The 22,997-nt window shown below is 71.4% G+C and carries 25 protein-coding genes and 1 pseudogene; 12 read left to right on the forward strand and 14 right to left on the reverse strand.

Features of this window, described 5'->3' with window-relative positions; all coding sequences use genetic code 11:
* Positions 1–23: 23 nt before the first annotated feature.
* Positions 24–425, forward strand: a complete 402-nt coding sequence (locus tag GA707_RS12150) for a DUF1801 domain-containing protein (RefSeq protein ID WP_152178682.1) — start codon at positions 24–26, stop codon at positions 423–425.
* Between the two features lie 162 nt (positions 426–587).
* On the forward strand, positions 588–1,829 hold the full coding sequence (locus GA707_RS12155) for a lipopolysaccharide assembly protein LapB (protein ID WP_152178683.1): 1,242 nt from the start codon (positions 588–590) through the stop codon (positions 1,827–1,829).
* Here GA707_RS12155 and GA707_RS12160 read toward each other — a convergent pair.
* The 5 genes from GA707_RS12160 to GA707_RS12180 form a co-directional block, all read right to left on the reverse strand.
* Positions 1,798–2,031, reverse strand: coding sequence for a hypothetical protein (locus tag GA707_RS12160; RefSeq protein ID WP_152178684.1), 234 nt, complete (start codon positions 2,029–2,031; stop codon positions 1,798–1,800). The two genes, GA707_RS12155 and GA707_RS12160, sit on opposite strands and share 32 nt — an antisense overlap.
* Entirely contained in the window at positions 2,028–2,705 is a 678-nt protein-coding gene (locus GA707_RS12165; RefSeq protein WP_152178685.1) for a DUF2306 domain-containing protein, read from the reverse strand. Before GA707_RS12165 ends, GA707_RS12160 begins: the two co-directional genes overlap by 4 nt.
* Positions 2,702–3,376, reverse strand: a complete 675-nt coding sequence (locus GA707_RS12170) for a hypothetical protein (RefSeq protein ID WP_152178686.1) — start codon at positions 3,374–3,376, stop codon at positions 2,702–2,704. The genes GA707_RS12165 and GA707_RS12170 overlap by 4 nt, the downstream gene beginning before the upstream one ends.
* Before the next feature lie 122 nt (positions 3,377–3,498).
* Positions 3,499–6,228, reverse strand: a complete 2,730-nt coding sequence (locus GA707_RS12175; protein WP_152178687.1) for a LuxR C-terminal-related transcriptional regulator — start codon at positions 6,226–6,228, stop codon at positions 3,499–3,501.
* A 139-nt stretch (positions 6,229–6,367) separates the two neighbouring features.
* Positions 6,368–6,646, reverse strand: coding sequence for a type II toxin-antitoxin system PemK/MazF family toxin (locus GA707_RS12180; RefSeq protein WP_226963761.1), 279 nt, complete (start codon positions 6,644–6,646; stop codon positions 6,368–6,370).
* On the opposite strand from GA707_RS12180, the gene GA707_RS21555 reads away from it, so the two are divergent.
* Positions 6,558–6,932: a CocE/NonD family hydrolase C-terminal non-catalytic domain-containing protein gene (locus GA707_RS21555; RefSeq protein ID WP_255425080.1), complete on the forward strand. Its 375-nt coding sequence runs from the start codon at positions 6,558–6,560 to the stop codon at positions 6,930–6,932. The genes GA707_RS12180 and GA707_RS21555 overlap by 89 nt on opposite strands.
* 91 nt (positions 6,933–7,023) lie before the next feature.
* Here GA707_RS21555 and GA707_RS21805 read toward each other — a convergent pair.
* The 6 genes and pseudogenes from GA707_RS21805 to GA707_RS12210 form a co-directional block, all read right to left on the reverse strand.
* Positions 7,024–7,200: pseudogene (locus tag GA707_RS21805) on the reverse strand (hypothetical protein); the annotation flags it as partial.
* Entirely contained in the window at positions 7,182–7,418 is a 237-nt protein-coding gene (locus tag GA707_RS12190) for a hexameric tyrosine-coordinated heme protein (protein ID WP_152178688.1), read from the reverse strand. The gene GA707_RS12190 and the pseudogene GA707_RS21805, both read right to left, overlap by 19 nt.
* 236 nt (positions 7,419–7,654) lie before the next feature.
* Positions 7,655–8,347, reverse strand: coding sequence for a hypothetical protein (locus tag GA707_RS12195; protein WP_152178689.1), 693 nt, complete (start codon positions 8,345–8,347; stop codon positions 7,655–7,657).
* A 32-nt stretch (positions 8,348–8,379) separates the two neighbouring features.
* Positions 8,380–11,064, reverse strand: a complete 2,685-nt coding sequence (locus tag GA707_RS12200; protein ID WP_152178690.1) for a multicopper oxidase domain-containing protein — start codon at positions 11,062–11,064, stop codon at positions 8,380–8,382.
* On the reverse strand, positions 11,061–12,194 hold the full coding sequence (locus tag GA707_RS12205) for a hypothetical protein (protein ID WP_193315312.1): 1,134 nt from the start codon (positions 12,192–12,194) through the stop codon (positions 11,061–11,063). The genes GA707_RS12200 and GA707_RS12205 overlap by 4 nt, the downstream gene beginning before the upstream one ends.
* Positions 12,167–12,448, reverse strand: coding sequence for a DUF2249 domain-containing protein (locus GA707_RS12210; protein ID WP_152178691.1), 282 nt, complete (start codon positions 12,446–12,448; stop codon positions 12,167–12,169). The genes GA707_RS12205 and GA707_RS12210 overlap by 28 nt, the downstream gene beginning before the upstream one ends.
* Before the next feature lie 106 nt (positions 12,449–12,554).
* Between GA707_RS12210 and fdxA the strand changes: the two genes are divergently transcribed.
* From fdxA to GA707_RS12230, 4 genes are read left to right on the forward strand one after another with little or no spacing between them, the layout of a single operon-like run.
* Complete coding sequence (gene fdxA, locus GA707_RS12215; protein ID WP_152178692.1) at positions 12,555–12,902, forward strand: ferredoxin; 348 nt, start codon at positions 12,555–12,557, stop codon at positions 12,900–12,902.
* Positions 12,899–13,525, forward strand: a complete 627-nt coding sequence (locus tag GA707_RS12220; RefSeq protein ID WP_152178693.1) for a metalloregulator ArsR/SmtB family transcription factor — start codon at positions 12,899–12,901, stop codon at positions 13,523–13,525. Before fdxA ends, GA707_RS12220 begins: the two co-directional genes overlap by 4 nt.
* Positions 13,510–14,217 (forward strand): iron-sulfur cluster repair di-iron protein, encoded by a 708-nt coding sequence (ric, locus tag GA707_RS12225; RefSeq protein WP_193315313.1) that lies wholly within the window; start codon positions 13,510–13,512, stop codon positions 14,215–14,217. The genes GA707_RS12220 and ric overlap by 16 nt, the downstream gene beginning before the upstream one ends.
* Before the next feature lie 5 nt (positions 14,218–14,222).
* Positions 14,223–14,705: a hemerythrin domain-containing protein gene (locus tag GA707_RS12230; RefSeq protein ID WP_152178695.1), complete on the forward strand. Its 483-nt coding sequence runs from the start codon at positions 14,223–14,225 to the stop codon at positions 14,703–14,705.
* Between the two features lie 230 nt (positions 14,706–14,935).
* Here the strand turns inward: GA707_RS12230 and GA707_RS21810 are convergent, their stop codons facing one another.
* Complete coding sequence (locus GA707_RS21810) at positions 14,936–15,082, reverse strand: type II toxin-antitoxin system RelE/ParE family toxin (protein WP_152178793.1); 147 nt, start codon at positions 15,080–15,082, stop codon at positions 14,936–14,938.
* Here GA707_RS21810 and GA707_RS12240 point away from each other — a divergent pair.
* From GA707_RS12240 to GA707_RS12250, 3 genes are all read left to right on the forward strand, one after another.
* Positions 15,052–15,354 carry a hypothetical protein gene (locus tag GA707_RS12240; protein WP_152178696.1) on the forward strand — a complete coding sequence of 101 codons (303 nt, stop codon included), beginning with the start codon at positions 15,052–15,054 and terminating at the stop codon, positions 15,352–15,354. The two genes, GA707_RS21810 and GA707_RS12240, sit on opposite strands and share 31 nt — an antisense overlap.
* Before the next feature lie 634 nt (positions 15,355–15,988).
* Positions 15,989–16,261, forward strand: coding sequence for a hypothetical protein (locus GA707_RS12245; RefSeq protein WP_152178697.1), 273 nt, complete (start codon positions 15,989–15,991; stop codon positions 16,259–16,261).
* A gap of 147 nt (positions 16,262–16,408) precedes the next feature.
* Positions 16,409–18,109: a helix-turn-helix transcriptional regulator gene (locus tag GA707_RS12250; protein WP_152178698.1), complete on the forward strand. Its 1,701-nt coding sequence runs from the start codon at positions 16,409–16,411 to the stop codon at positions 18,107–18,109.
* 1,554 nt (positions 18,110–19,663) lie between these two features.
* On the opposite strand, the gene GA707_RS12255 is transcribed toward GA707_RS12250, so the two are convergent.
* Complete coding sequence (locus GA707_RS12255) at positions 19,664–19,966, reverse strand: type II toxin-antitoxin system PemK/MazF family toxin (RefSeq protein WP_226963763.1); 303 nt, start codon at positions 19,964–19,966, stop codon at positions 19,664–19,666.
* Positions 19,967–19,989: 23 nt separating this feature from the next.
* Entirely contained in the window at positions 19,990–20,223 is a 234-nt protein-coding gene (locus GA707_RS12260; protein WP_152178700.1) for a DUF2191 domain-containing protein, read from the reverse strand.
* Positions 20,224–20,348: 125 nt separating this feature from the next.
* Here GA707_RS12260 and GA707_RS12265 point away from each other — a divergent pair, with 125 nt between their 5' ends.
* Both GA707_RS12265 and GA707_RS12270 read left to right on the forward strand, forming a co-directional pair.
* Positions 20,349–21,287: an ABC transporter ATP-binding protein gene (locus GA707_RS12265; protein ID WP_152178701.1), complete on the forward strand. Its 939-nt coding sequence runs from the start codon at positions 20,349–20,351 to the stop codon at positions 21,285–21,287.
* 2 nt (positions 21,288–21,289) lie between these two features.
* On the forward strand, positions 21,290–22,882 hold the full coding sequence (locus tag GA707_RS12270) for an ABC transporter permease (RefSeq protein ID WP_152178702.1): 1,593 nt from the start codon (positions 21,290–21,292) through the stop codon (positions 22,880–22,882).
* The last annotated feature ends 115 nt before the right edge of the window (positions 22,883–22,997 follow it).

Genomic DNA, 22,997 nt, shown 5'->3' on the forward strand with positions numbered 1-22,997 from the left:
CGCGACGTGAGGATGGAGCCGACATGGACAAGGCACGCACGGGTCGGTCGACCAGGAAGCCACCGGAGCCGTCCGACAGCCACGACGTCATCGACGCGTGGATGCGCAGCCAGATGCCCGACCTCCAGCCGGTCGTCACGGGCCTCGACGGACTGATCCAGGACACCCTCTCCGACCTGCACTACGCCGTGAAGTGGAAGAAGGCCTACTACGGGGTGCCGGAGCAGGGCTGGGTCATCGAGATGGTGGCCTACGACGTCTCGGTGAACATCGTCTTCCTCGGCGGGGCGGACCTCGACCCGCCTCCGCCGCTGGGGGACTCCGACCGGTCGCGCTATCTGAAGGTCAAGTCATGGGACGAGGTCGACCACGCACAGGTGCGCGGCTGGATCCGGCAGGCCGGCACCGTCGCCGGCTGGTCCTGACCACGGCTCGCGGTATGCCTCACGCCGGCGCCGGAGGGCTGTCACCGAGCACGCAGCGAGGGGACTCGTCGGCGCGATGTGACGTCGTGCGGGGTGCCGCCGATCCGGGTTGGTCGGTGGATACCGTGTGAGGTGAACGCCCCGACCGACGAACGGGAACGCATGAGCCCACGACGCGCTAATCCCTGGCTGGCCCTGGTCAACGACACCATCAGCTGGAGGGACTTCGTCGACTACCGGCGCAGCTTCGAGGTGGCGCAGGCCGGCGAGAACGTCCTCGAGCGGCTGACCGCCGAGCTCGACGAGCACGGCGCCGCGGTCGCCGACGAGATCGGGCCTGCGGCGAAGCGCCTGATGATCCGCCTGCAGCAGATCCAGATGCACGCGAACGACTCCTCGGGCGTGATCGGCGGGGCCTGCCAGGCCGCCCTCGACCTCTATGCGCGGTGCTGCCGCGAGGGCAGCCCGGACGCGGTCAAGCTGGCCCGCTGGATCGTCACCGCCCGCGAGGACTCACCCGGCTGGCCGAACATCACCCTCGAGCCCTTCGCGCCCGCGCTGACGGAGCCCGCTTGGACGACCTACCGCGCGGCGGTCGCCGAGCTCGACGCGAGGACCGAGCCGGGCCCGTACGGCACCGACCGCTTCGAGGTCGAACGGATGCTTCTCGAGCTGCTCGACCACGACGGTGACATCGACGGGGCGATCCGGCTGCTGTCCGAGCGGAAGGCCCCCAGATTCGGTGCGATCATCACGCGGCTGCTCGCGGTCGACCGCACCGACGAGGCGATGGACTGGCTCGACCGAGCCGTCGCGGCAGGTCGCATCTGGCACCAGGACGACGACTACCACCTCGCCTACGGCACCGCCGCCGACCTGTACGCGCAGGCCGGCCGGGTCGAGGACGGCATCGAGGTCCTCCGCGGCGGCTTCCGACGACACGCCGGACCGGACTCGTACCGCTCCCTGGTCGGCTTCGCCACCACGCACAGCCGCGGGGAGGCCGAGCGGGACTGGGCCATCGCGGAGGCCGCCCGCCAGGCCGGCCTGACCGACGGCGGAGCACTGGTCGGGATCCATCTCTCCACCGGCGACGAGGAGGCCGCGTGGGCCGCCGCTCGAGACTACGGCGCCGGGGTCTACTGGTCGGAGCTGGCGACGTGCTTCCGAACCAGCCACCCCGACCGGGCCGGGGAGCTCCATGCGATGCAGCTGCCCGGCATGCTCGCCGTCGCCAACACCCGCGCCTACCCCGGCATCGCCCGGCACCTGGTCGAGATGGAGCACCTGTATGCGAGGGCCGGCCGCTCCGACGAGTTCCGTTCTCTCATGGCCGAGCTGCGCTCCACGTATGCCCGGCGCCCCTCGTTCATCAAGGCTCTCGACAAGCGCGCGCTGCCGTAGGCGAGACCGCGACCAGAGCTGCACCGGTATCCCGCAGCCGGGTGAGGATGCCGTGCAGCTGTGCCTGGTCGACCGGGCCGGTCCGCAGGGTGGTCGTGCCGTCGTCGCGGTGGACGAGGTCGGTGCAGCCGGTCCACGCGGTCCAGTGGTCGGCCAGATGCCCGCGCACCTGGATCGCGTAGACCTCGCCGTCGGTGCTCACCACGTCCTCGGGTCGCTCCGGCGTCGGATCGCCCACTCGGCGACCGCGAGGTTGACGACCCAGCCGGCTCCCTTGGCCACATCGCCGACGAGCACACCTTCGCCGAACAGCGCCTCGGCGAACCCCTCGGTGAACACCTGCGTGCCGGCCCCAAGCCCGATCGCGTAGGCGCGGATGACCCACGTGCGATGACTGTGGACCTCGCCGCGCCGGATCGCGACGAACCCGAGCACCAGGCTGACGAGCATCGCCGTGCCGAAGACGAGCCGGAATGCATACAGCAGCGCGCCTGTGCCCGGCTGTGCCTCGTAGAACACGGTCAGCCAGAGCGCCGAGCCGCCGACGGCGAGCCCGGTCACCATCAGCGCGCGCCCCGCCCGACGGTGCCAGCGACGGTGCGAGCGCCGGAAGCGCGGCAGGAACTGCAGCACACCCACGAGCGCGAACAGCGCCGAACCGACGATGTGCACGATGAGCGCGACCGGGACCTCGCCGAACCGGGGGTCCGCCGGCCTCACCTCCGGCCCGCCCGCGAGCTCCATCAGCCGCAGGGCCCCGGCCAACAACGGGATGGCGCTGAGGAGCACGAGCCCGACCGCGAGCCTCCACCCACTCCCACTCCGGACACTCGACCGCGGCGCGGCCGGGTGCCCGGAGACCTGAAGGACGCTCATCGCACCGCTGCCGGCTCGAACGCCGCGGCGGGAACAGCGGCCGGGTCCTGGACACTACGCCGCAACGAGAGACCCAGTCCGATGAGCGCGATGCCCATCGGCACGGCGAAGGGCCGGTTGAACGACTCGGGCAACACCGCCAGCGCGAGCGCCGAGACGGTCGCGAGAGCCAGCAGCGCGCTGGCCCAGCGGGCCAGGACGTTCGCCCGGAACAGGGCGACGCCGAAGACCAGCCCGCCCAGCGCATACCCGATCGCGGAGATGAGGAGCAGCTCGTGCAGGTGACCGATCTGACCGGAGGCCGGCCCGCCGACGGCCTGGTCCAGCACCCGCTGGACGAAGACGGGGTCGCTCGCGGCGACGCTCGGCAGGACGAAGCCGACGATGCACTGCAGGGCGAAGATGGCGAGGTATCCCACGGAGAGCAGGGCGAACCCGACCAGGCCGAGGACGCCGATCCGGCGGACCTGGCGCAGGTACATCCCGGTGAACCCGACGAGCGCGAGAGCCGCCATGACCGCCTTCGCGCTCTCGCGCACGACCATCTCGGTGGTGAGCAGATGCGCGACGTCGGCGGGCGGGTGGTTGATCTGGACGGCGATGAAGATGGCACCCGCGGCCGCGGCGCACATCCCGGCTGCTCGGGTCAGGGCGGTGGGGGTGATGGTCATGACTGCTCCTCGTTCGGTGCGGGTCGACCGGTCGGTCCGGCCGGGTCCCTCGACCGTAGGAGCGGGCGTGATGACGCCACATCGCACGATGATGCGACCGAGGTGGTGATCCTCCACCGTCGTCAGAGCAGACCGCGCTCCCGGGCCCGCGACACGGCCGCGCGGCGGGTCGTGACGTCGAGTTTGGTGAAGATCCGCCGGGTGTGCGTGCGCAGCGTGTTGATCGAGACGAACAGGTGCGCCGCGACCTCCGGGCCGGTCAGGTCGCTGTCGAGGAGGCGGAGCACGTCCAGCTCTCGGAGAGTCAGCTCGTCGGTGCCGAGCGTCGACGGATGCCTCGCCTGGGTGGCCGGTCGGCTGTCAGTGAGGAGCCCACGCGCCGCCGCATGGGCCGCTGCGGCACCGGGCTGGTCGAGGAGGTCCCGGAGCAGGCCGTCCATCGCCTCGCCCTCGTCGAGGTAGACCCGCCGGTATCCCGCCGGCACGCCGACGACGAGTGCGCGGGCGAGGTCGTTCACCCCCGCGGCCGGCGCGCCGAGCGCCCGGTGCGTCAGGGCGCGCACGACCAGCGCGTCGATGAACCTGCCGAACCTCCCCGCGGCCTCGGCGGCCGTCACGATCCGGTCGAGCATCACGAGGCTCGCCTCGAGCCCTGGGCCGCCTTCCGCGAGCAGCAGCCGGGCGAGGGTGAGCCGCGCATACTCACTGCGGTATTCGGTGCTCCCGTCCACCACCGACCCACGCTCCGCGGCCCACGCCCGGGCCTCGTCGATCCGGCCGAACCGCACCAGGATTCGGGCGCGCCGCGCCGGAAGGGGCGCGATGTCGGGGAGGAACCCGGGCAGGTGCAGCCGCTCCGCGCGGTCGAGCATCGCGAGGGCCCCCTCGAGGTCACCGGTGGAGGCGAGGAGGTCGGCGCTCACCGCATAGAGGCGGAACCGGTTCTCCGGCAGGGATGCCACATCCCCGAGGCCTCGTGCCGCGTCGAGGTGGTGTCGGGCACCCTCGACGTCGCCGGCCTCGCGCAGGACGTCGGCGAGCGTGACGTGCAGGTCGGCATGGCTGGCCAGGGTCGGCCCCTCGTGCGCCTTCGCGGTGGCGAGGTCCTCCTCGAGAAGCCGGCGCGCGAGGTCGGGGCGGCCGAGCCCCACGGTCATGGCGGCGACCGGGACGCTCGTGCCGAGCGCGTCGGCGAGGTCGCCGACCGCCTCGAGATGGACCCTGGTCTCCTCGAACCGCGCCTTGGCCTGCGCCAGATCGCCCTCGACCCAGTCGGCCAGACCCAGGAACCCGGCGGCCGACGCGAGGAGGAGATGGTCACCTGGCTGAGCGAGGTCCCGGGCCCGGGTCGCGTGCTCGACCGTGGCGGCGACATCGCCGGACGCCTGCGCCAGCGACGCCCGGTAGATCGCGACCGTCCCCGGCACGAGCCGGACCTCGTGGTCGCGGTCGGCGGTGATGTCGGGCGGAAGGTCGAGCTGCTGCTCTGGTGAACCGGGCTGCGACGGTCGCTCGGCGATGGTGAGCCAGCCGTCGACCTTGTCGACCTCGCCGGATGCGAGACGCGCCCACGCCCGCGTCGTCGCCAGCAGCGGACTGGCCCGCACGACGGCCTCCGGCAGCGGGGTCACCCAGTCGATGATCGTCTGGTCCCGCCGCTGCCGACGCAGCGCTGGGATCGCGGTCTCGACGAGGTATGCGGTGAGCCCGTCGTCGCCCGACTCGCGGGCATGAAGGACGGCGTCGCCGATCGAGCCGTGGCGCGCATACCACCGGCTTGCGGTGCGGTGCAGCTCGCGGAACTCCTCGGGAGACTCCGCCAGCAGGCGCGCCCGCAGGGCGTCGGCGAACAGGTGGTGGTAGCGGTACCACCGCCGGCCGTCGTCGAGCGGCATGACGAACAGGTTGCGGCGTTCGAGCCGCTCCAGCATGGCCTGGCTGTCCTGGCGCCCGGTCAGGGCGTCGCACAGCGGTCCGCTCAGTACCTCGAGCACGGACGTGCGCAGCAGGTATGCGCGGGTCGCGTCGTCCTCCGCGGCCAGCACCTCGTCGAGCAGGTAGTCCAGGACGAACCGGTTGCTGCCGCTGAAGTCGCGGATGAAGAGCTCGACGGCGTCGGCGTCCTCGACCCGGGCGAGGGCGGAGAGTGCGGCGAGCTGCAGGCCCGCCGGCCAGCCCTCCGTGCGAGCGGCGATCGCCGCCACCTGGTCGTCGGCGAGCTCGAGGTCCATGACGTCGGTGAGGAAGGCCCCGGCCTCCGGCGGGGTGAAGCGCAGGTCGACGGCGCGCAGCTCGAGCAGCTCGCCGCGCGCCCGCATCCGGGCCAGCGGCAGGGCCGGGTCGGCACGGGTCGTCATCGCCACGGTGGTCCGTGCCGGGAGGTGCTCGGCGAGGAAGGCCAGCGCCGCGTGGACCTCCGGGGAGGCGGCGACGTGGACGTCGTCGAGCGCGATGACCAGCGGGGTGGCGAGCTCGTCGAGCTCGGTGACGAGATGCGCGAGGACCTCCTCGGGGGGTGCCTGCCTCTCGCCCTGGGAGTGGGCGCTCGCCTGGGGGACGCCGCCGCCGGTGGCGTGGTCGACGCTCGCGACGAGGCCAGTGAGGAAGCGCCGCACGTCCCGGTCGGCCGGCTCGACCGAGAGCCAGGCCACGGCCGGTGACACGGGTGCGTGGCTGAGCGCCGTCAGCCACTGCGTCAGCAGTGTCGTCTTGCCGAACCCGGCCGGGGCCGCGAGGAGGACGAGTCGCGGCATCCGGTCCGGCTCGGTCGGCAGGCGCCGCACCAGACGCGCCCGCTCCACGAGCGCCCGCCGCTGAGGCGGCACACGGAAGCGGATGCCTGGTCCGGGCATGGGGACACGCTACGCCCGGGGTGTCGGCGTCTGGATCGGGCGGACGTCCTGCGCCATCGCTACTGCCCGGGCGTCGTGGATGCTGCGCTGACGTACTCGCTCACCTCGTCGTCGCGATGGCGTCCTCTCTCACGGAGGTTCAGTCCGTGCAGTCCACGGCGATGGCGAGAGCAGCGCAGATCTGCCGCACCCGACCCTCCGCAACCCGCCCCAGCCGCTCGACGAGGATCGCGATCGAGACACCCTCGACCGAGTCCAGGTTGACCGCCGACCGACGTGGCACCGGGTCCTCACCGGGCTCGAGGACGACCTCGCTCGGCAGGCCCCGGATGGTTGTCGTGCACGGCGCGATCAGGGCGCGGCGGTGGCGTGGGATGACGGCGTCCCGCGAGAGGACGACCACAGGTCTGCGGCCGATCTCGTCGTTGGTCCCTGGCGAGGCGACGGCCGTGCGCGTCGAGCTGTTCCCGGTCGCGCATGCTTTCCGCGAGGGCTCCCGGATCCGGCTCACCGTCGCGGGTCCCGGCGACAGCAGGTGGCGCTGGGGCTTCGACCCGGTCTCCGGGCCGTTCGAGGTGACGGTGCTGCACGACGAGAGTCACCCGAGCTCGATGGTGCTTCCGGTGGTGGATCCCGACGTGACCCTGCCTCCACTCCCCGCGTGCGGCACCGTGAGCAGTCAGCCCTGTCGCGCCGCGAACTGACCGCGGTCGTCACAACCGCCCCACCACATCCCCGCGCCCACCGGCGCCGTGCCCGACAGAGGGCACAGCGCCGAAGCCGAGTGTGGGTGCGCAGGGTGTTGATCGAGACGAACAGGTGCGCCGCCACCTCCGGACCGGTCAGGTCGCTGTCGAGCAGGCGCAGCACGTCGAGCTCGCGCGCGGTCAGCTCGTCGCACCAGGACCCGCGCGCGCCGCGCCGGCAGCGGCTGGGCAGCCGCAGGGCAACGGTCAGCCCTTGTCGCGCCAGTAGTCGTTGGCAGCGGCGATGGTCGCGAACTCGACTGCGACGACGTGCGCGGCCATGGTGAGCGAGTCCGCGTCAGTGGAGTAGCCGGGGCGCAGCGTCTGGCGTGTGCCGGCATCCGGCTGGATCGCCCCGATGCTCTTGCGTGCTATCGCCATGGCGAGTTCACGACCCTCCTGTGGGGTGGCGGTGATCAGGGTGTCACCCGGTATGAGCTCCATGGTGAGCCTTCCTTGTCGGTCGTTCGAGACGATCAGCCACTCGTGGTGGCCATGGATCGATCCTGCCAGGTGGGCCCGGTCCACGGCCGTCGCACGACACGTAGAGGGCGGGCGTGCAGGTCCGGTCCGCCGAGGCGTTCGCGACTCGATGGCCATCGTGCCGGGAGCCTCCGTCGAGCTTCGCAGGGGTGCCGGCGCTAGCGGACCCAACCCTGACGGTGTGGACGGCGTGAGGTCTACGCATCCCACCACACCGGGATCGCGGGTGAGTGGGCGATGCTCCGCCGCTGCGCCGGCAGGGGCAGCCGCGGGAGCGGGTACGGGTTGCCGCGAGGGAAGCGGGCGTCGCGCTCTGTCACCAGCGCGCCGAGGTGGCGCACCGCAGCCCAGCCCGACCTGACCCGGCCCTCCTCGACACAGACCGGCAGCTCCGGTCGGTCCAGGGCCGTGTAGGCCGAGGCCCAGTGCCTGCTCAGCCGCCACGCAGCGGAGGTGAGCGGTCCGCCGCCGATGGCTACCGCATACCCGGACTCGCTCAACACCTCAGCCGTGGAGCAGCCGTGCAGGATGGGCCTGGTGAGCAGGTAGCGCAGCACATCGGGATTGCCGATGTCCGCGTTGTCCTGCCAGTAGCGTGCGAAGAGCAGATGCCGGACATGGTCGCCGACACCGGCCCCGACAGCCTCGGCGAACCCGGACAGGGGTGGCAGCGGCGTCGGCGCGATCCGGGGTGCCAGCGACGGGGTCGGCTCTCCCCTGATCGACTCGGTGCGCCATGCCTTCTCGACCTCGGCTATCTGCGAGAGCCTGACCTCACCGAGCGGTTCGGAGACGGTGCGCAGCGTGGGGTGCCGGATGACGGCGCGCCACTCGACCTCCACCCCCGCCACGCGTAGCGCATCGACGCGAGTCGAGGCAATCCGTGACATCGCGTCAGTGAAGTCTCCGTAGAGAGTAATAGTCATGGTGTGCTCACCGCCCTGAATAGTCCGTGTGCGCCGCTTTCGGCCAGCGGCATGTCGTGGGTGACGAAGGGATAGGTGCCTGCCTCCGGCAGCGTCATCTCGACGAATCCGCCCTGCCCGGGTTGCAGGGCTAGTGCCTGGCTCCCTGCGGAGTGCGAGCCGAAGGCGTCGGCGCCGTCCTTGAGCAGGTATCCGCCTTCCGCGTAGGTCGTCTCGAACTGACTCCCGATCACGTGAAAGCTCATTGAACCGGTCGGTCCGGCGTTGAGCAGCCACGCGCGAACCCGCTCGCCCACCTCGACCTCGATGGGCCGGTGGTCATACTGGAAGGCGACCCCGTTGAAGGTGAAGAACGACGGCGCACCGGTCAGGGCCGCGGCCGCATCGACCTCCTCGATGCTGGTGCGGCCGTCACCCAGGACGTATGCGCCGCTCTGCTGGAAGACATAGCTCGCCTCGACCGGAGGCAGGCCAGGCGGTTCGATGACGACCGCGCCGTGCAGGCCTGCGGCGATGTGCGCGCTCATCGGCATCGTCGCGCAGTGGTACATCCAGATGCCCGCCCGCTGCGCCGTGAACGTGTACGTCAGCGACTGCCCGGGCGGGATGGTCCGCATGGGCCGGTCCGGGGCGAGCGCGCCGGCGTGGAAGTCGATCGAATGCCCCATGCTCGCGTCGTTGACGAGGGTGATGACGAACGTGTCACCGACGCGGCCGTGCAGGGTCGGGCCGGGGACCTCCCCGTTGAAGGTCCACCGAGTCTGGCGGACCCCCGGGGCGACCTCGAGCTCGGTGTCCTCGACGGTGAGCGTGAGCTCGTGGGTGGTGGTGCTCCCCAGTGGCGGCAGGCCGGCGTCGACGGCCCTGAAGTCGGCGGGCACGGTGTCATCCGCAACCGCCGACACGGGCGGCACAGGCGCCGATGACGCCGCATGATCGCTGTGCTCTGCGCTCTGGGCGCCCTCGGCTGCCACCAGCAGCGTCATCCCCATCTGGCGGTGGCCCACGATGGAGCACCACCCGTCGAGGTCGCCGCCGATGATGCCGACATCCAGGGTCATCCGCTCGCCGGGCATGAGGCGGCCGCTGTCGGCACCGTTGGCCAGGACGAGGTCGTGCGTGGTCGTCGGGTCACTGTTGACGAGCTCGATGAGGAGCCGGTCACCGACGGGCACGCTGATCCGCTCTGGCGTGAACCGCATCCCCTCCATCGACACCTCGACGGTCGTGGTGTTGCCGGTGGGCCGCACCTCGCCGCGCCCTGCGGCGGCAGCAGCGGTGCTGGTGAAACCGGCTGCGGCAGGGTCCCAGGCGACCGCGGCCGAGAGGGCAACCGCCACGACTGCCAGTCCGGCTACGAACTGCCCGGTGGACCAGATCCCACGCTCCGGTGTCACCGGCGGCCGCGGTCCATCGTTGTCATCCCGTCGGGCCCGCTTCGCTCGCACGGCGGCTCGCGTTGCCAGGACGAGGATCGGCAGGAACGACCCGAGCGCCAGCAGGGTCATCCCTGCCGCCGTCGTCCTCACGGCCGGCGGTGTGGGCGCCAGCCACAGAACCAGGCCGAGGTTGGCGATGGTGAGGCGGGCCACCGCATACCGGTTGAAGACCGCCTGACCGGTCCGCCACACCCGCGCCCCGCCGCCGATGATCACCGGGATCAGATGGGAAAGCGCGCCGATGAGCAGCTGGGCCGCGAAGCCGGCCGTCACGGCAATGGTGATGGGGGTGTATGCGTCGGCCACCGCAGCCCATGACGGTTCTCTGACCAGTCGGAGGGCGATGAGGACCAGGGCGACCGCGAACCACACGAGGGCGGCTGCCACCGACCAGGAGGACATATGCCGTGGAGGTGCCGTGCGCGTCGGAAGAAGCAGCGCCCGACCCCACCAGAGGACGCCGGCCAGGTAGCCGACCAGACCGGCAACGGCACCCCAGCGCAGACCCAGGGCAGCGCTCGCGACGACAACGGCCAGTCCAGCAAGGATGAGGGGCAGCGCCTGGCGGGCGAGCAGGTCGGCCCGCTCGTCGAGTCGGGTGCGCAGCATGGTCGCCCAGAGGGTCAGCAGCGTCCCGATCACGGTCAGGCCCACCCATCCGAGCACCATCGTCAGCGAGTGGGCGACGATCAGCCTGCCGTGGAGCTCCTCGCCAGGCCCGGTGGCGAGCAGCACTCCGAGGCCGGCGCCGACCGGCAGGCAGGCAGCAGAAGCAAGGTAGTAGCGCACGGTGACGCGGAACCGCCCCGGCAACGCGACGCGCAGCTGTTGCCAGAGCTCCACGCCGTGCCAGATCACGGCTGCTGCCACGCAGGTGGCGCCGACGGCGGTCGCCGTGACAGTCCCGAACGACACCCCACCCACGACGAGCAGCGTCCCGACGATGTGGATGACGATGCGCTGGCTCTGGCGGCGTTGGGCGGCCTGCGTGAGCCGGGTCTTGAGCAGGGCACGGGTGAAGTGCGCCGACCACACCAGGATCGAGTGGCTGAGCGCGCCGAGAAGCAAGAGGTGGATCGCGACCCAGCCCAGTCCGGGGAACCACGGGTGCAGCAGCGCGAAGATCAGCGCCACGGCGAGCCATAGGACTGGCACGCGGTCCCGCAGCGCCGAGGAGCCGCCCCGCTGCGGCACCTCGGGAGCCGTGGCCGATCGTGGAGTGGGCGAGGAGGTGATGGTCATGGACGGGCGGGTTCCTTCGTGCGAGTCAGGCGAGAGCGATCAAGCCCGGCCTCGCGCCGGGCGGCCGTCAGGACGAGCGTGGCGGCCAAGACGGGCAGCAGCAGGAGGGCGGCGGCGGTCAGCCACAGACCCATTCGATACATCGGCAGGCTCCCGAGCCCGGCACCGAGGACCAGTCGCAGTACGAGCCCGACCTGCAGCAGGAGCAGCAGCGCCCACATCACCGGGTGATACGGCAGGGGCCGATGCACGACCGCCGGCAGGATCACCGGCGCGTGCGCCAGCACCATCGACATGGCGAAGCCGAGGAAGACCGCGTGGACGACGACGTCATACGCCGCCCGTGAGGACGGCGGCCCGCCGAGGATCCACACCAGGGCGGCCGCGACGAGCCACACGTAGCCCACCAGCATGGCCGCGGCCGCGAACCGAGGGAGCCCGGTGGTCCGGATGGTGTGCCGAGCGACGTCGCCGACCGCAGTCCACAGAGTGAGAACCAGGACCGCGAAGCCGAACAGCCGCACACCGTATGCGGGGGCCAGGACGGTCGTGCCCGCCGCCATGAACACGAAGACGCCGAGGATGAGCAGGATCCGCTCGCTGCCCGGGGGTCGGTGCAGCCGGGCCAGCTCGACGCGTTCGCTCGTGATGGTCAGCACGACGAAGGCCACGAGCCACGGGACGAGGTCGTAGACCTCCACACGCAGCCAGAGCAGAGCCCCGATGAGGGCGGCCACCGCGCCGAACGCTCCCACGGCAGTGGCCTCGTCGTGCTGCCGGGTGAACAGCGCCGAGTAGACGGCGGCTGCGACCACACAACCGTCGACGAGCAGGATCGCACCGAGGGGCTGAGGGCCCCCGAACGCCAGAGTCAGGGCGCCGGCCCCGAGCAAGGCGGGGCCGGCATACCCCCAGGGCGCTCGCAGGGCCACCGCCCGCTCCAGCGCGATGAGTGTGCCGAGGAACCCGAGGACCATGAGGATCCCGTGGCGAGCGGCGAGATCCGCCCTCGTCATCGGCGCGGGCAGATCCCCGAGGAGCAGTCCCGCGTTGATCCCGACGAGGAGGGAGAGTCCGGCGGGAGCGAGGAGAAACGTCGGGTTCAGCGGCGGGCGAGCCGAAGGCGCCATGCCTGCGGGCCCTTCTCGAGATAGCTCACCTCGATGTCGTCGCCTTCCCGGTCGGCGATCTGCGCGAGCAGCGGCTGCGGATCGTGCGGGGCGACGAGGATGAGCGAGCCGCCCGGGGCGATCGCCGAGAGGGCCCCGAAGATCGTGGCATGGCGGATGGCGTGCGGGATGGTTCGGGCGTCGAGCTCAGGCTCGCCATGATCGGCGCCACAGGCGCAGCCGGGTGTCTTCTCCGTCAAGGACAGCTCGGTCATGAAGGATCCTTCCAGGTGGTGTGCACGGGCCTGGTGTGCACGGGTCTTATTATTTAACATGTTGCTTGTATAAAGTACCAGTGGACCCGAGAGTGAGGAGTGCGTCATGACCCACGTGATCGCCCAGCCGTGCGTCGACGTCAAGGACCTCGCGTGCGTCGACGAGTGCCCGGTCGACTGCATCTACGAGGGGACCCGGGCGCTCTACATCCATCCCGACGAGTGCGTCGACTGCGGTGCGTGTGAGCCGGTCTGTCCCGTCGAGGCGATCTACTATGAAGACGACCTGCCAGAGCGGTGGAATGGCTACCTCAGCGACAATGTCGCGTTCTTCGAAGAGAGACTTCCCGGGCAGGGCGAGCCGCTCGGCTCGCTGGGTGGGGCCGCCTCGCTCGGCGTCGTCGCTGCGGACGCCCCACTCGTGGCGTCCCAACCGGAAGGAGTGGCGCTGTGACCAGCACCTCGGGCACCCGTGCCAGGGTCCTCGCGGCCGTCCGTAGCGCGCCGGAGCCGGTGACCATCGAGGACCTCGCTGCCGATCTCGACATTCACCCGAACACGGTCCGCTTCCACGCCGGCGCGCTCGAGGGCGAGGGCCTGGTCTCGCAGGGACGGCAGCCGACCGGTGGGAAGGGTCGACCCCGCACTCTCATCTACCCGACCGAGAGAGGTGCACGCAGCGGTAGGCGCAACTACGAGCTGCTGTCCACGGTGCTCCTCGCACAGCTCGCAGCAGCCTCCGAGCGGCCCGCTGACGTGGCCCGCGCTGCCGGGAAGTCCTGGGGCACATCCCTGGCCGCTCGGCCCAACCACGATGGACGAAGCGCGGCCCAGGTCCTCGACGACTTCCTCGCCGACATGAGCTTCGAGCCCGACCGGGAGACGCGTCAGAAGCCCGGCCAGATCCTCCTTCGGAACTGCCCGTTCCGCGAACTCGTCGATACCCATCAGGAGCTCGTCTGCAGCCTGCATTCCGGGCTGCTCGAGGGCCTCGTCAGCGATCGACCCGAGACCGTCGAACTCATCCCCTTCCACTCCACTACCTCATGTTTGGTGCGTCTATGCCCGTCAATGTAAGCGCGACCCTCGGCGACCTTGTCGCAGCCGACCCCCGACGCAGCCGCGTCCTGGAGAGATGGGGAATCGACTACTGCTGCAACGGGCACCGCACGCTCGCAGCGGCCAGCGAGGAGGCTGGGATAGCCCTCGATGAGATCGCCGGCGCGCTCGATATACCCGACCCGCCACCGGCCCCGCAGTGGCAGCACCTCGAGATCTCCGCTCTCGCCCATGACATCGTCGACACCCACCACGCCTACCTGTGGGAGGAGATGCCGCGGATGCTCGCGCTCGTCGCCAAGGTCGAGGGCGTGCACGGCGACCGACGCCCGGAGCTCGCCGAGGTGCACCGCGCATACCGCCAGTCCGTCGCGGAGATCGAGCCGCACCTGACCAAGGAGGAGCGGGTCGTGTTCCCGGCGATCAGCCGGCTCGAGAAGTCCCAGACGCCCGTGCAGTTCCGCTTCGGCTCGCTGGCCGACCAACTGCGGGAGCTGCTCAACGAGCACGACGTCGTGGGCGAGCTGTTCACGGAGATCCGGAGCCTCACGGACGGGTATGCGGTGCCCGCGGACGCGTGCAACTCCTATCGGGCGATGCTCACCGGTCTGGAGGAGATGGAGCTGGACCTGCACGAGCACATCCACAAGGAGAACAACATCCTCTTCCCCCGGGTCATCGAGCTCGAGCAGCGGCTCGCCGGGCGCTGAGTCAGATGTGCAGTTACTGCGGATGCCGAGACATCGGCCCGATCGGTGACCTGACTCGCGAGCACGAGTTCATCCTCAACACGATGGGGGAGGTGCGTCGAGCGGTCGGCCGGGACGACCTCGACGCCGCGGCAGACCACCTCACCACGCTCATGCCGGTCCTCATCCTGCATGACACCGTGGAGGAGCTCGCGATCTATCCCTCGATGAAGAACGTGCCGATGCTGGCCGAGAAGGTGGCCATCCTCTTCGACGAGCACGACGAGGCGGACCAGGTCCTGGACACAGCGATAGACACGCTGACAGAGAGCGGGCCGACGGCAGTCGCCTGGGCGGAGGTGCTGCGCGTCTTCGCCATGCTGTGGGAGCACATCGACCGCGAGGAGAACGGCCTGTTCCCCGCCGCGGCGATCGCCTTCGAGACCGAGGACTGGGAGAGAGCCGAGCAGGTCCGGGCGCGCGCCGAGGCCCAGCGAACCATGGTGTGACGGCTCTCAGCCAGAGGAGTCATCGAGGCCCGCGAGGCCGGCTGCCCGGCACCGCCGACACGTGCCGCACGCCGGCGCGCTATCCAGCGGCAGCATCGCGAGCACGTTCGCCGCGCCCCTCTGGTGACGCCGAGCCGTTCATCATGACCCGCGGGGTGGGGAGGGCGCCGGCCTCGGCCTGGACATCTGGCGGCGGATCGTCGTCGAACGCCCACTGCCCTCTTCAACGATCAACGGTATGCGTCTCGCCGGTGGACGATGGCGATCACCTCCACGAGGATGCGGCCATCGTCGATGCGGTAGACGATCCGGAACTTGGTGGGCCGACAACGGCTGCGCCGGCGAGATGCACCTCGCGTTGGACGACGAGGAGGTATGCGCGCCCACCCCCTCCCGTCGGCTCACCCCCCACGACAGCGAGCACGAGGGGTACATGGGCAACTACGGCAACACCGTCGACCGGTGGTACCGCCGGGCCGCCCTGCTGGTCTGGCCACCCGATGCCGGCTTCGGGATGCGCGCCGAGGCCCGCCCGGCATGGGTGCTGCGCCAGGTCGCCGCCTCCCTCGCCGCCGGAGAGCTCGACCAGGCCAGGGAGGACGCCCGGACCTCGTCGACCGGTGGGGATCGCCCGGGGAGGAGCTGCTGACATTGGCGATCGACGTCGCCCGAGGAGTGGATGACGCGGAGCTGGCGCGCGAGCTGCTCGCGCCCTTCGACATCCAGATGGTCACGGTGGACCACGCCGCGCCGCTGGCGTCGCTCTCAGGGGTATACCCGAAACCGTGGTGGACCGCGCTGGCTCGGCGATGGGACCGGACGGCTCCGGTTCGTTTCCATGTTGACCCCGATGGGAGTCGGCCGATGGACCGGTGGACCTGGGTCGAGACGGTGCTGCCGGGGCTCTGCGAGCGCTTGCGGTCCGCTGGGGCACCCGAGGTGACCGCGTGGCTTGCGAGATGGATGGGCGAGTGGGTCTCGGGAGAAGCGGAGGCGCTCGTCGACGTCGCACACCCGACGCGCCGTGCCGACGGGCTCGAGCGGCTGGGCCCGGCGCTCGCCGCCGTCCTCTCCGTCTCCGAGGGCGAGGCGGCCGGTGAACTGGCCACGCGAATACCGGAGCTCGGCGGTCGGGCCCTGCCGCTCGTGCTCGTGGCCCTGCGCTCGGCCGAGACTGCGGGTGGCTCGACGCCGGCCCTGGAGACGCTCACCGTCTATGCCCGCGAGCGGCTGCAGGCGCATCTCGCGCAGCCACGACGGGCGCCCGACGACTGGTCGATCGGATGGGACAGCCCCGGGGCGACGACGAGGACCGGCTCGCGCAGTTCCTCGGCTCGTCGACCGAGCGCACCCTCGCCTGGCCACTGGCCGCACCCCGGCGACGCACCATCCACAGCCACATCGACCGCGCCGGCCTGCCCGTCACACACCGGACCATCCGCTCCGGGAGGCCCTTCACGCTGCTTCTCGAGAAGACGGATGCGCTGTTCGCGCTGGAGGAGGCCGCGCGGCACCGGGCACAGGAAGACCTCCTCTGGCTGTCGAGACCGACGTAGCCCACCCGGGGCGCAAACCAACCGGGCCGACGGCGGCATCGGTGAGGTGAGCACCGCATACCTCGGATGTGCCGGTGCCCGGCCGACCCCGTCCCGCGGCGGACGCCAACCCTCGCGGAGCATGCCGGTCTGACGCACACTGGAGTGATGCCCCAGGACGCGGACGTCAGGCGCGACGGGAGGGACGCCCTCGAGCGAGGTCGTGCCGCGGTCGAGCAGCGCGCCTGGGACCGCGGCTGCGACGCGCTGACGGCTGCCGACGACGCTGGCCTCCTCGCCGAGCCGGAGGATGTGGAGGGACTGGCGCTGTGCGCCCAGCTCACCGGTCGCCCGGATCTCGCCGAGGCCGCATGGGCGCGGGCGCACGAGGGCTTCGTCGACCGTGGTGAGGTGCGCGCGGCGGTCCGGTGCGCGTTCTGGCTGGGCCTGGTCCTCATCGTCGGCCGCGGCATCGAGACCCGGGGCGGTGCGTGGGTCGCGCGGGCCCGGCGGCTCCTCGACGAGGACGGGCCACGGGACTGCCCGGAGTGGGGATACCTGCTCCTCCCCGACGCGCTGCGCACCCTCGACGGCGACGAGCCCGACCTTGCCTACGTCGCCTTCGGCGAGGCCATGGCGATCGGACAGCGCTGGGCGGACGACGACCTGATGACCCTGGGCCGCCTCGGGCAGGGCCAGGCCTCGCTGCGCCTCGGCGAGCCGGCGCGGGGTCTGGCGCTGCTGGACGAGGCCATGCTGTCCGTCGAGACTGGCCGGGTCTCCCCACTGGCGTCGGGCATCGTCTACTGCGCGGTGCTCATCGCGTGCCAGCAGCTCTTCGACCTGCGGCGCGCGCGGGAGTGGACCGAGACCTTCAGCGACTGGTGCGACGCCCAGCCCGGCCTCGTCCCCTTCCGCGGACAGTGCCTCGTGCACCGCTCGCAGGTTGCGCAGCTCAGAGGTGACTGGCGCGAGGCGACCGCAGAGGCCGACCGCGCCTGCCGGTGGTTGTCGGACCCGCCGGACCCCGCGCTGGGGATGGCGCACTACCAGCGGGCCGAGCTGCACAGGATCCATGGGGAGTATGCGGCAGCCGCGGCCTCCTATGGCGCCGCCACTGACTGTGGTCACGACCCGCACCCCGGGCTGGCGCTCGTGTGGCTGGCCCAGGGGCGCACCGAGGCGGCGGTCGCCGCGATGCGCCGGGCCCTCGACCAGACGTCCTCGACCCTCCCGGAGGTGCGTGACGAGCTGAGCCGACCCCGCTCGCGGGCCGAGTCGCTGGCCGCGTCCGTGACCATCATGGTGAGCGCGGGCGAGGACGAGGCTGCCGATCGGGCCTGCTCCGAGTTGGGCAGCATCGCCGACGCCGTGGGGACCGACGTGCTCCGGGCGATGGCGAGCCACGCGCGGGGGCAGGTGCTCCTCGCTCGTGGACGCCCGGGAGACGCGTTGGAGCACCTCGCGTCCGCGCGCCGGCGGTGGCTGGGACTGCGGGCGCCCTACGAGACGGCGTGCACGCGCGTTCTCGTCAGCCGGGCCTTGCGCGAGCTCGGCGACACGGAGACGGCGGAGGTCGAGCTCGCCGCGGCCGACCGCGCGTTCGCCGAGGCCGGGGTGGAGCCCGACCGGGGGGTCCGCGCGAGCACGACCGCCTCGCCGTCCCCGGGTGACGCCCACGGCCTCAGTGCGCGCGAGGTCGAGGTGCTCCGGCTCGTCGCCACGGGCCGCACCAACCGGGAGATCGCGGGCCGACTCGTCATCAGCGACAAGACGGTAGCCCGCCACCTGCACAACATCCTCACCAAGCTGGACCTGCCCAACCGCTCCGCCGCCACCGCGTATGCATATGAGCACCGCATCCTCTGACGGCAGGAGTCGCTGAGGGCGCCTGGCGGCGATACACCGATCGGTGCGCTGTCCCCTGGCAAAGATGCATCGAATGACCGACGCGGGGATCCCGGCTCGCTCGTAGCGTCGAAGGATCCGACGGGACAGACGACCGCTCATCCCTCATCACCTCAGGTAGGTGCGCCATGGAACAGAACCGTCAGCACGCCGTCGTCCTCGGAGCCGGCTGGGCCGGACTCCTCCACGCCATCCCGCTGGCTCGACGCTTCGACCGGGTCACGCTCGTCGAGCGTGACGTCCTGCCGCGCGGGCCTGAGCCGCATCGCGGGGTGCCGCAGGGCGATCACATCCACCTGCTCGTCCCCGGGGGCCTGGCCCGGCTCGAGCAGCTGCTGCCGGGGGTGACCGACGAGATGACCACCGCCGGCGCGCACCTCATCGACTCCTCGTTGTGGCGACTGCACATGGGCGGCGGGCCGGTGGACCTCACCGACGCCGACGTCCGGATCACCGGTGCGACCCGTCCGCTGCTGGAGAGCGTCGTCCGCGAGCGCGTCCTGGAGATGGACGGGGTGGATCTCCTCGAGGGCTGGGGCGCACAGGAGCTGACGACGACCCCGGACCGGGACCGCGTGACGGGCGTGCGCCTGCAGTCGCAGCACGACCCGCAGCAGGAGCAGACACTGGCGGCCGATCTCGTCGTCGACACCACCGGCAAGGGCTCGCGCTCCCCTCGGTGGCTGGCGGACCTCGGCTACGGACGCATCGAGGAGGTGCGCGTCGCGGTCGACATCCACTACGCGACCCGGCTGTTCCGACGCGACCCGGCCGATCTCGACGGGTGCCAGAACGTGCTCGTCGACATCCCACCGGACGGCACCCGGGGTGGGGTGGCACTGGCGGTCGAGGACGACCGGTGGCTCGTGACGCTCATTGGGATGCTCGGTGAGCGGCCACCCGCCGACCTCGACGGCTTCGTCGAGTATGCGCGCAGCCTCCCCTTCGCGGACCTGCACGACATCGTCCGCGACGCCGAGCCCGTGAGCGAGCCCCGACAGCGCGCGTTCCCGGCGGCGTCCTGGCGACGGTTCGACCGGCTGGCCCGCCTACCCGCGAGATATCTCGTCAGCGGGGACGCGGTCTGCTCCTTCGACCCGCGCTTCGGCCAGGGCATGACCGTCGCGATCATCGAAGCCGTCGAGACCGGTCGCGTCCTCGACGACGGCGGCCTCGACGACGCCGGCCCACGGCTGCTCGCCGCTGCAGGATGGGCCGTCCATGACGCCTGGGACCTGGCGACGGGCTCCGCACTCGCCAACCCGCGGGTCGACGGGCCCGGCCGCTGTCCTGGCGGGTCACCAACGCCTACCTGCAGCGGCTGCTCCCGGTGGCCCACCGCGACCCGGTCGTCGGTGCGGCCTTCGTCCGCGTCATCGGGATGCTCGCCCGCCCGTCCGAGCTCATGCACCCCCGCATCGTCACGCGCGTCCTGGCCGGCTCGCACCGCCCCGCCCGGACCGCGGCGCCGTCGCAGACATGACCTGGCCTCGAGGCGTCCTCTCTCCCGGAGGTTCAGTCCGTGCAGTCCACTGCGATGGCGAGAGCAGCGCAGATCTGCCGCACCCGACCCTCCGCAACCCGTCCCAGCCGCTCGACGAGGATCGCGATCGAGACACTCTCGACCGAGTCCAGGTTGACCGCCGACCGACGTGGCACCGGGTCCTCACCGGGCTCGAGGACGACCTCGCTCGGCAGGCCCCGGATGGTTGTCGTGCACGGCGCGATCAGGGCGCGGCGGTGGCGTGGGATGACGGCGTCCCGCGAGAGGACGACCACAGGTCTGCGGCCGATCTCGGCCACCTCGCACCACCACACCTCACCCCGGGCGGGGAGGTCCGTCAAGAGGCCGCAGCTGCGCGCCGGAACGAGGCCAGGTCACCCCATTCGTCCGGTTCGTCGAGTGGGTGCGCGTCATAGGCCGCGTAGCCGGCGTCCACCTCGGCTGCACGATGGCGGGCGAGCAGTGCGGCAAGGGCTTCGTCGACCATGGCCGAGTCGGGCTTGCCCGAAGCTTTCCGGGCGCTGGCCAGGAGGTCTCCGTCGACCGTCGTGCTCAACCGTATGCGCGTCATGCCACGATCATGCCACGGCTCGGAGGTGCGCCCCCGAACCGACATCGCGGGCGAGAGCCCGGATGAGCACCTCAGACCCCAGACGTGCCGCTGCGTGGATCGGGGCCGGGCGTACATTGACGGGCATGGACTCGGTCATCACCGTCGAGGGACTGGTCAAGTCGTACGGCTCGTTCACCGCCCTCCACGGCCTGGACCTTCAGGTGGCGCGCGGGGAGGTGCACGGGTTCCTCGGCCCCAACGGCGCCGGCAAGTCCACGACGATCCGGGTCCTGCTCGGCCTGCTCAGGGCCGACGCCGGCCGGGTCGAGGTCCTCGGCGGAGACCCGTGGCACGACGTCGTCGAGCTGCACCGTCGCCTGGCCTACGTGCCCGGTGACGTCAGCCTGTGGCCTGCCTTGACCGGCGGCGAGGCGATCGACCTGCTCGGCAACCTGCGCGGCGGCCTCGACGAGACGAGGCGCGCCCACCTCATCGAGCGCTTCGAGCTCGACACGACCAAACGCGGCCGGCAGTACTCCAAAGGGAACAAACAGAAGGTCGCCCTGGTCGCCGCCCTCTGCTCCGACGTCGAGCTGCTCATCCTCGACGAACCCACCTCCGGCCTCGACCCGCTCATGGAGATGGTGTTCCAGGAGGAGATCGAGGCCGAGAAGGCCCGCGGCCGCTCCGTCCTGCTCTCCAGCCACATCCTCTCCGAGGCCGAGGCCCTCGCCGACCGGGTCAGCATCATCCGCGACGGCGTCGTCGTCGAGACCGGCACCCTCGACCAGCTGCGCCACCGGACCCGCACCCAGGTGCGGGCCACGCTCGAGCGCGCGCCGCATACCGTCGAGGAGCTCGCCCTCCTCGAGGATGCCCACCTCGACGGCACCCACGTCTCCGGCGCGGTCGAGGCCGACCGCGTCGGCGAGGCGATGGCGCTGCTCGGCCGCTACGGGATCACGTCGCTGACCGTCTCGCCGCCCTCGCTCGAGGACCTGTTCCTCCGCCACTACGGGGAGGGCAACTCGGTGGCCGGCGACGCCGGTCACGTCGGGCGGCACGCGAAGCCGGAGGCCTGAGTATGCGCGCCCGCCTCACCGGAGCACGTCCCCTTCTGCACGTGGCGCTCACTCAGGACCGCGTCAACATCGCGCCGTGGATCGCGCTGATCTCGGTCCTGTCGGCGAGCTCGGTGCTCGTCTACGACTGGGTGTTCCCCGATCCCGAGGCCCAGCGGATCCTGCAGCTCAACATCACCGCGAACCCGGCGATGGCGCTGATCTTCGGCAAGCCGATCGACCTGACGACAGCCGACGGGTTCAACGCCTGGCGGGCCGGCGCGCTCGGCGCGTTCTTCGCCGGGATGATGGCGATCTTCATCGTCGTGCGCAACTCGCGCGCGGACGAGGACTCCGGCCGTGCCGAGCTCGTGGCGACCGGAGTCGTGGGGCGTGCGGCGCGACCGGCGGTCGCGGTGGCGCTGGCCTTCATCGCCGCGGTCCTGCTCGGTGTGGTGTCCGCTCTCGTGACGATCGCGTTCGGCGGAGCGGTGGCGGACTCGGTCATGCTGTCGGCGACCTTCACGGCATCGGCGATGCTCTTCGCCGGGGTGGGGATCATCGCCGCGCAGATCGGGTCCGACGCCCGGTCCGCGTCGACCGTAGCGGTCTCGGTGCTCGCGGGACTGTTCGTCGTGCGCGGATACATCGACTCCTCCGGGGCGCCCGACTGGGCCACGTGGCTCACGCCGTTCGGCTGGCTGCAGGAGACGCGGCCGGCGGTCGACAACGTGTGGTGGCCGTTGCTGTTGGTGGTCGGGCTCGCGGTCGCGCTGGTCGCGGTGGGGCTGACGCTGCACGCGCGTCGCGACTTCGGGATGGGGCTCGTGCCGCCGCGTCCGGGGCCGGGGCGCGCGGGGATGGTCGGGAACGTCTGGGGGCTGGCGCTGCGGCTGCACCGGCCGACGATGGTCGCCTGGATGGTCGGCTTCGTCGTCCTCGGCACGCTACTGGGGTTCCTCGCCAACACCCTCACCGACGTCATCGCGGAGAACCCGGGCATCGGGCAGGTCCTCGCCTCGGGCGCGGTCTCCCAGGACGACCTCGTCGGCGAGTTCCTCCTGACGATGATCCGGATCCTCGGGATCTACGCCGCCGTCCACGGCGTGCAGATCGTCATGCGGCTGTACGCCGAGGAGACCGAGGACCGCGCCGACCCGATGCTCGGCGGCGCGATCAGCCGGGCCACGCACCTGGCCAGCCACGCGGTCATCGCGTTCGTCTCGACCGCGGTCGGCATGCTGCTCGCCGCATCGGTCATGGGGCTCGTGGCCGACGCCACCGGCGACACGATCGGCTTCGGCGACGTCCTCGGTCAGGCGGTCGCGACGATCCCGGCGGTGTGGGTGCTCGTCGGCCTGGCCATCGCCGTCGTCGGCGCCGAGCCCTCGAAGCGGCTCATCGGGTGGATGGCCGTCGTCGCGACCTTCGCCCTGACCATCCTCGGTCCGCTGTTCGACCTCGACGAGTGGGTGCTCGACATCTCCCCGCTCTGGCACGTGCCCAACGTCGGCGCCACCGACCCGGCCTGGTTCGGACTGGTCGGGCTCGCCGTCGTGGCGGCGCTCTTCACCGCAGTGGGGTTCGTCGGCTACCGGCGGCGGGACATCGCCTGAGGGGCGTCGCCGGTGGGCACGACGGATGGTGTTGCGCACGCTGAAGGGCCGAAAACGTGCGCACAACCATCTCTCGTCACATCGTGTGTCGCGACCGATGATCGAGCTCGGATCA

The sequence above is a fragment of the Nostocoides sp. F2B08 genome (assembly GCF_009184895.1).
Lineage (GTDB): Bacteria > Actinomycetota > Actinomycetes > Actinomycetales > Dermatophilaceae > F2B08.

Excerpts from the sequence above, each read along its gene's own strand:
- GA707_RS12150 (WP_152178682.1), top strand. The coding sequence starts at position 24 with ATGGACAAGGCACGCACGGGTCGGTCGACCAGGAAGCCACCGGAGCCG.
- GA707_RS12155 (WP_152178683.1), top strand. The coding sequence starts at position 588 with ATGAGCCCACGACGCGCTAATCCCTGGCTGGCCCTGGTCAACGACACC.
- GA707_RS12165 (WP_152178685.1), bottom strand. The coding sequence starts at position 2,705 with ATGAGCGTCCTTCAGGTCTCCGGGCACCCGGCCGCGCCGCGGTCGAGT.
- GA707_RS12170 (WP_152178686.1), bottom strand. The coding sequence starts at position 3,376 with ATGACCATCACCCCCACCGCCCTGACCCGAGCAGCCGGGATGTGCGCC.
- GA707_RS12175 (WP_152178687.1), bottom strand. The coding sequence starts at position 6,228 with ATGCCCGGACCAGGCATCCGCTTCCGTGTGCCGCCTCAGCGGCGGGCG.
- GA707_RS21555 (WP_255425080.1), top strand. The coding sequence starts at position 6,558 with ATGGTTGTCGTGCACGGCGCGATCAGGGCGCGGCGGTGGCGTGGGATG.
- GA707_RS12190 (WP_152178688.1), bottom strand. The coding sequence starts at position 7,418 with ATGGAGCTCATACCGGGTGACACCCTGATCACCGCCACCCCACAGGAG.
- GA707_RS12195 (WP_152178689.1), bottom strand. The coding sequence starts at position 8,347 with ATGTCACGGATTGCCTCGACTCGCGTCGATGCGCTACGCGTGGCGGGG.
- GA707_RS12200 (WP_152178690.1), bottom strand. The coding sequence starts at position 11,064 with ATGACCATCACCTCCTCGCCCACTCCACGATCGGCCACGGCTCCCGAG.
- GA707_RS12205 (WP_193315312.1), bottom strand. The coding sequence starts at position 12,194 with ATGGCGCCTTCGGCTCGCCCGCCGCTGAACCCGACGTTTCTCCTCGCT.
- GA707_RS12210 (WP_152178691.1), bottom strand. The coding sequence starts at position 12,448 with ATGACCGAGCTGTCCTTGACGGAGAAGACACCCGGCTGCGCCTGTGGC.
- fdxA (WP_152178692.1), top strand. The coding sequence starts at position 12,555 with ATGACCCACGTGATCGCCCAGCCGTGCGTCGACGTCAAGGACCTCGCG.
- ric (WP_193315313.1), top strand. The coding sequence starts at position 13,510 with ATGCCCGTCAATGTAAGCGCGACCCTCGGCGACCTTGTCGCAGCCGAC.
- GA707_RS12230 (WP_152178695.1), top strand. The coding sequence starts at position 14,223 with ATGTGCAGTTACTGCGGATGCCGAGACATCGGCCCGATCGGTGACCTG.
- GA707_RS12240 (WP_152178696.1), top strand. The coding sequence starts at position 15,052 with ATGCACCTCGCGTTGGACGACGAGGAGGTATGCGCGCCCACCCCCTCC.
- GA707_RS12245 (WP_152178697.1), top strand. The coding sequence starts at position 15,989 with ATGGGACAGCCCCGGGGCGACGACGAGGACCGGCTCGCGCAGTTCCTC.
- GA707_RS12250 (WP_152178698.1), top strand. The coding sequence starts at position 16,409 with ATGCCCCAGGACGCGGACGTCAGGCGCGACGGGAGGGACGCCCTCGAG.
- GA707_RS12260 (WP_152178700.1), bottom strand. The coding sequence starts at position 20,223 with ATGACGCGCATACGGTTGAGCACGACGGTCGACGGAGACCTCCTGGCC.
- GA707_RS12265 (WP_152178701.1), top strand. The coding sequence starts at position 20,349 with ATGGACTCGGTCATCACCGTCGAGGGACTGGTCAAGTCGTACGGCTCG.
- GA707_RS12270 (WP_152178702.1), top strand. The coding sequence starts at position 21,290 with ATGCGCGCCCGCCTCACCGGAGCACGTCCCCTTCTGCACGTGGCGCTC.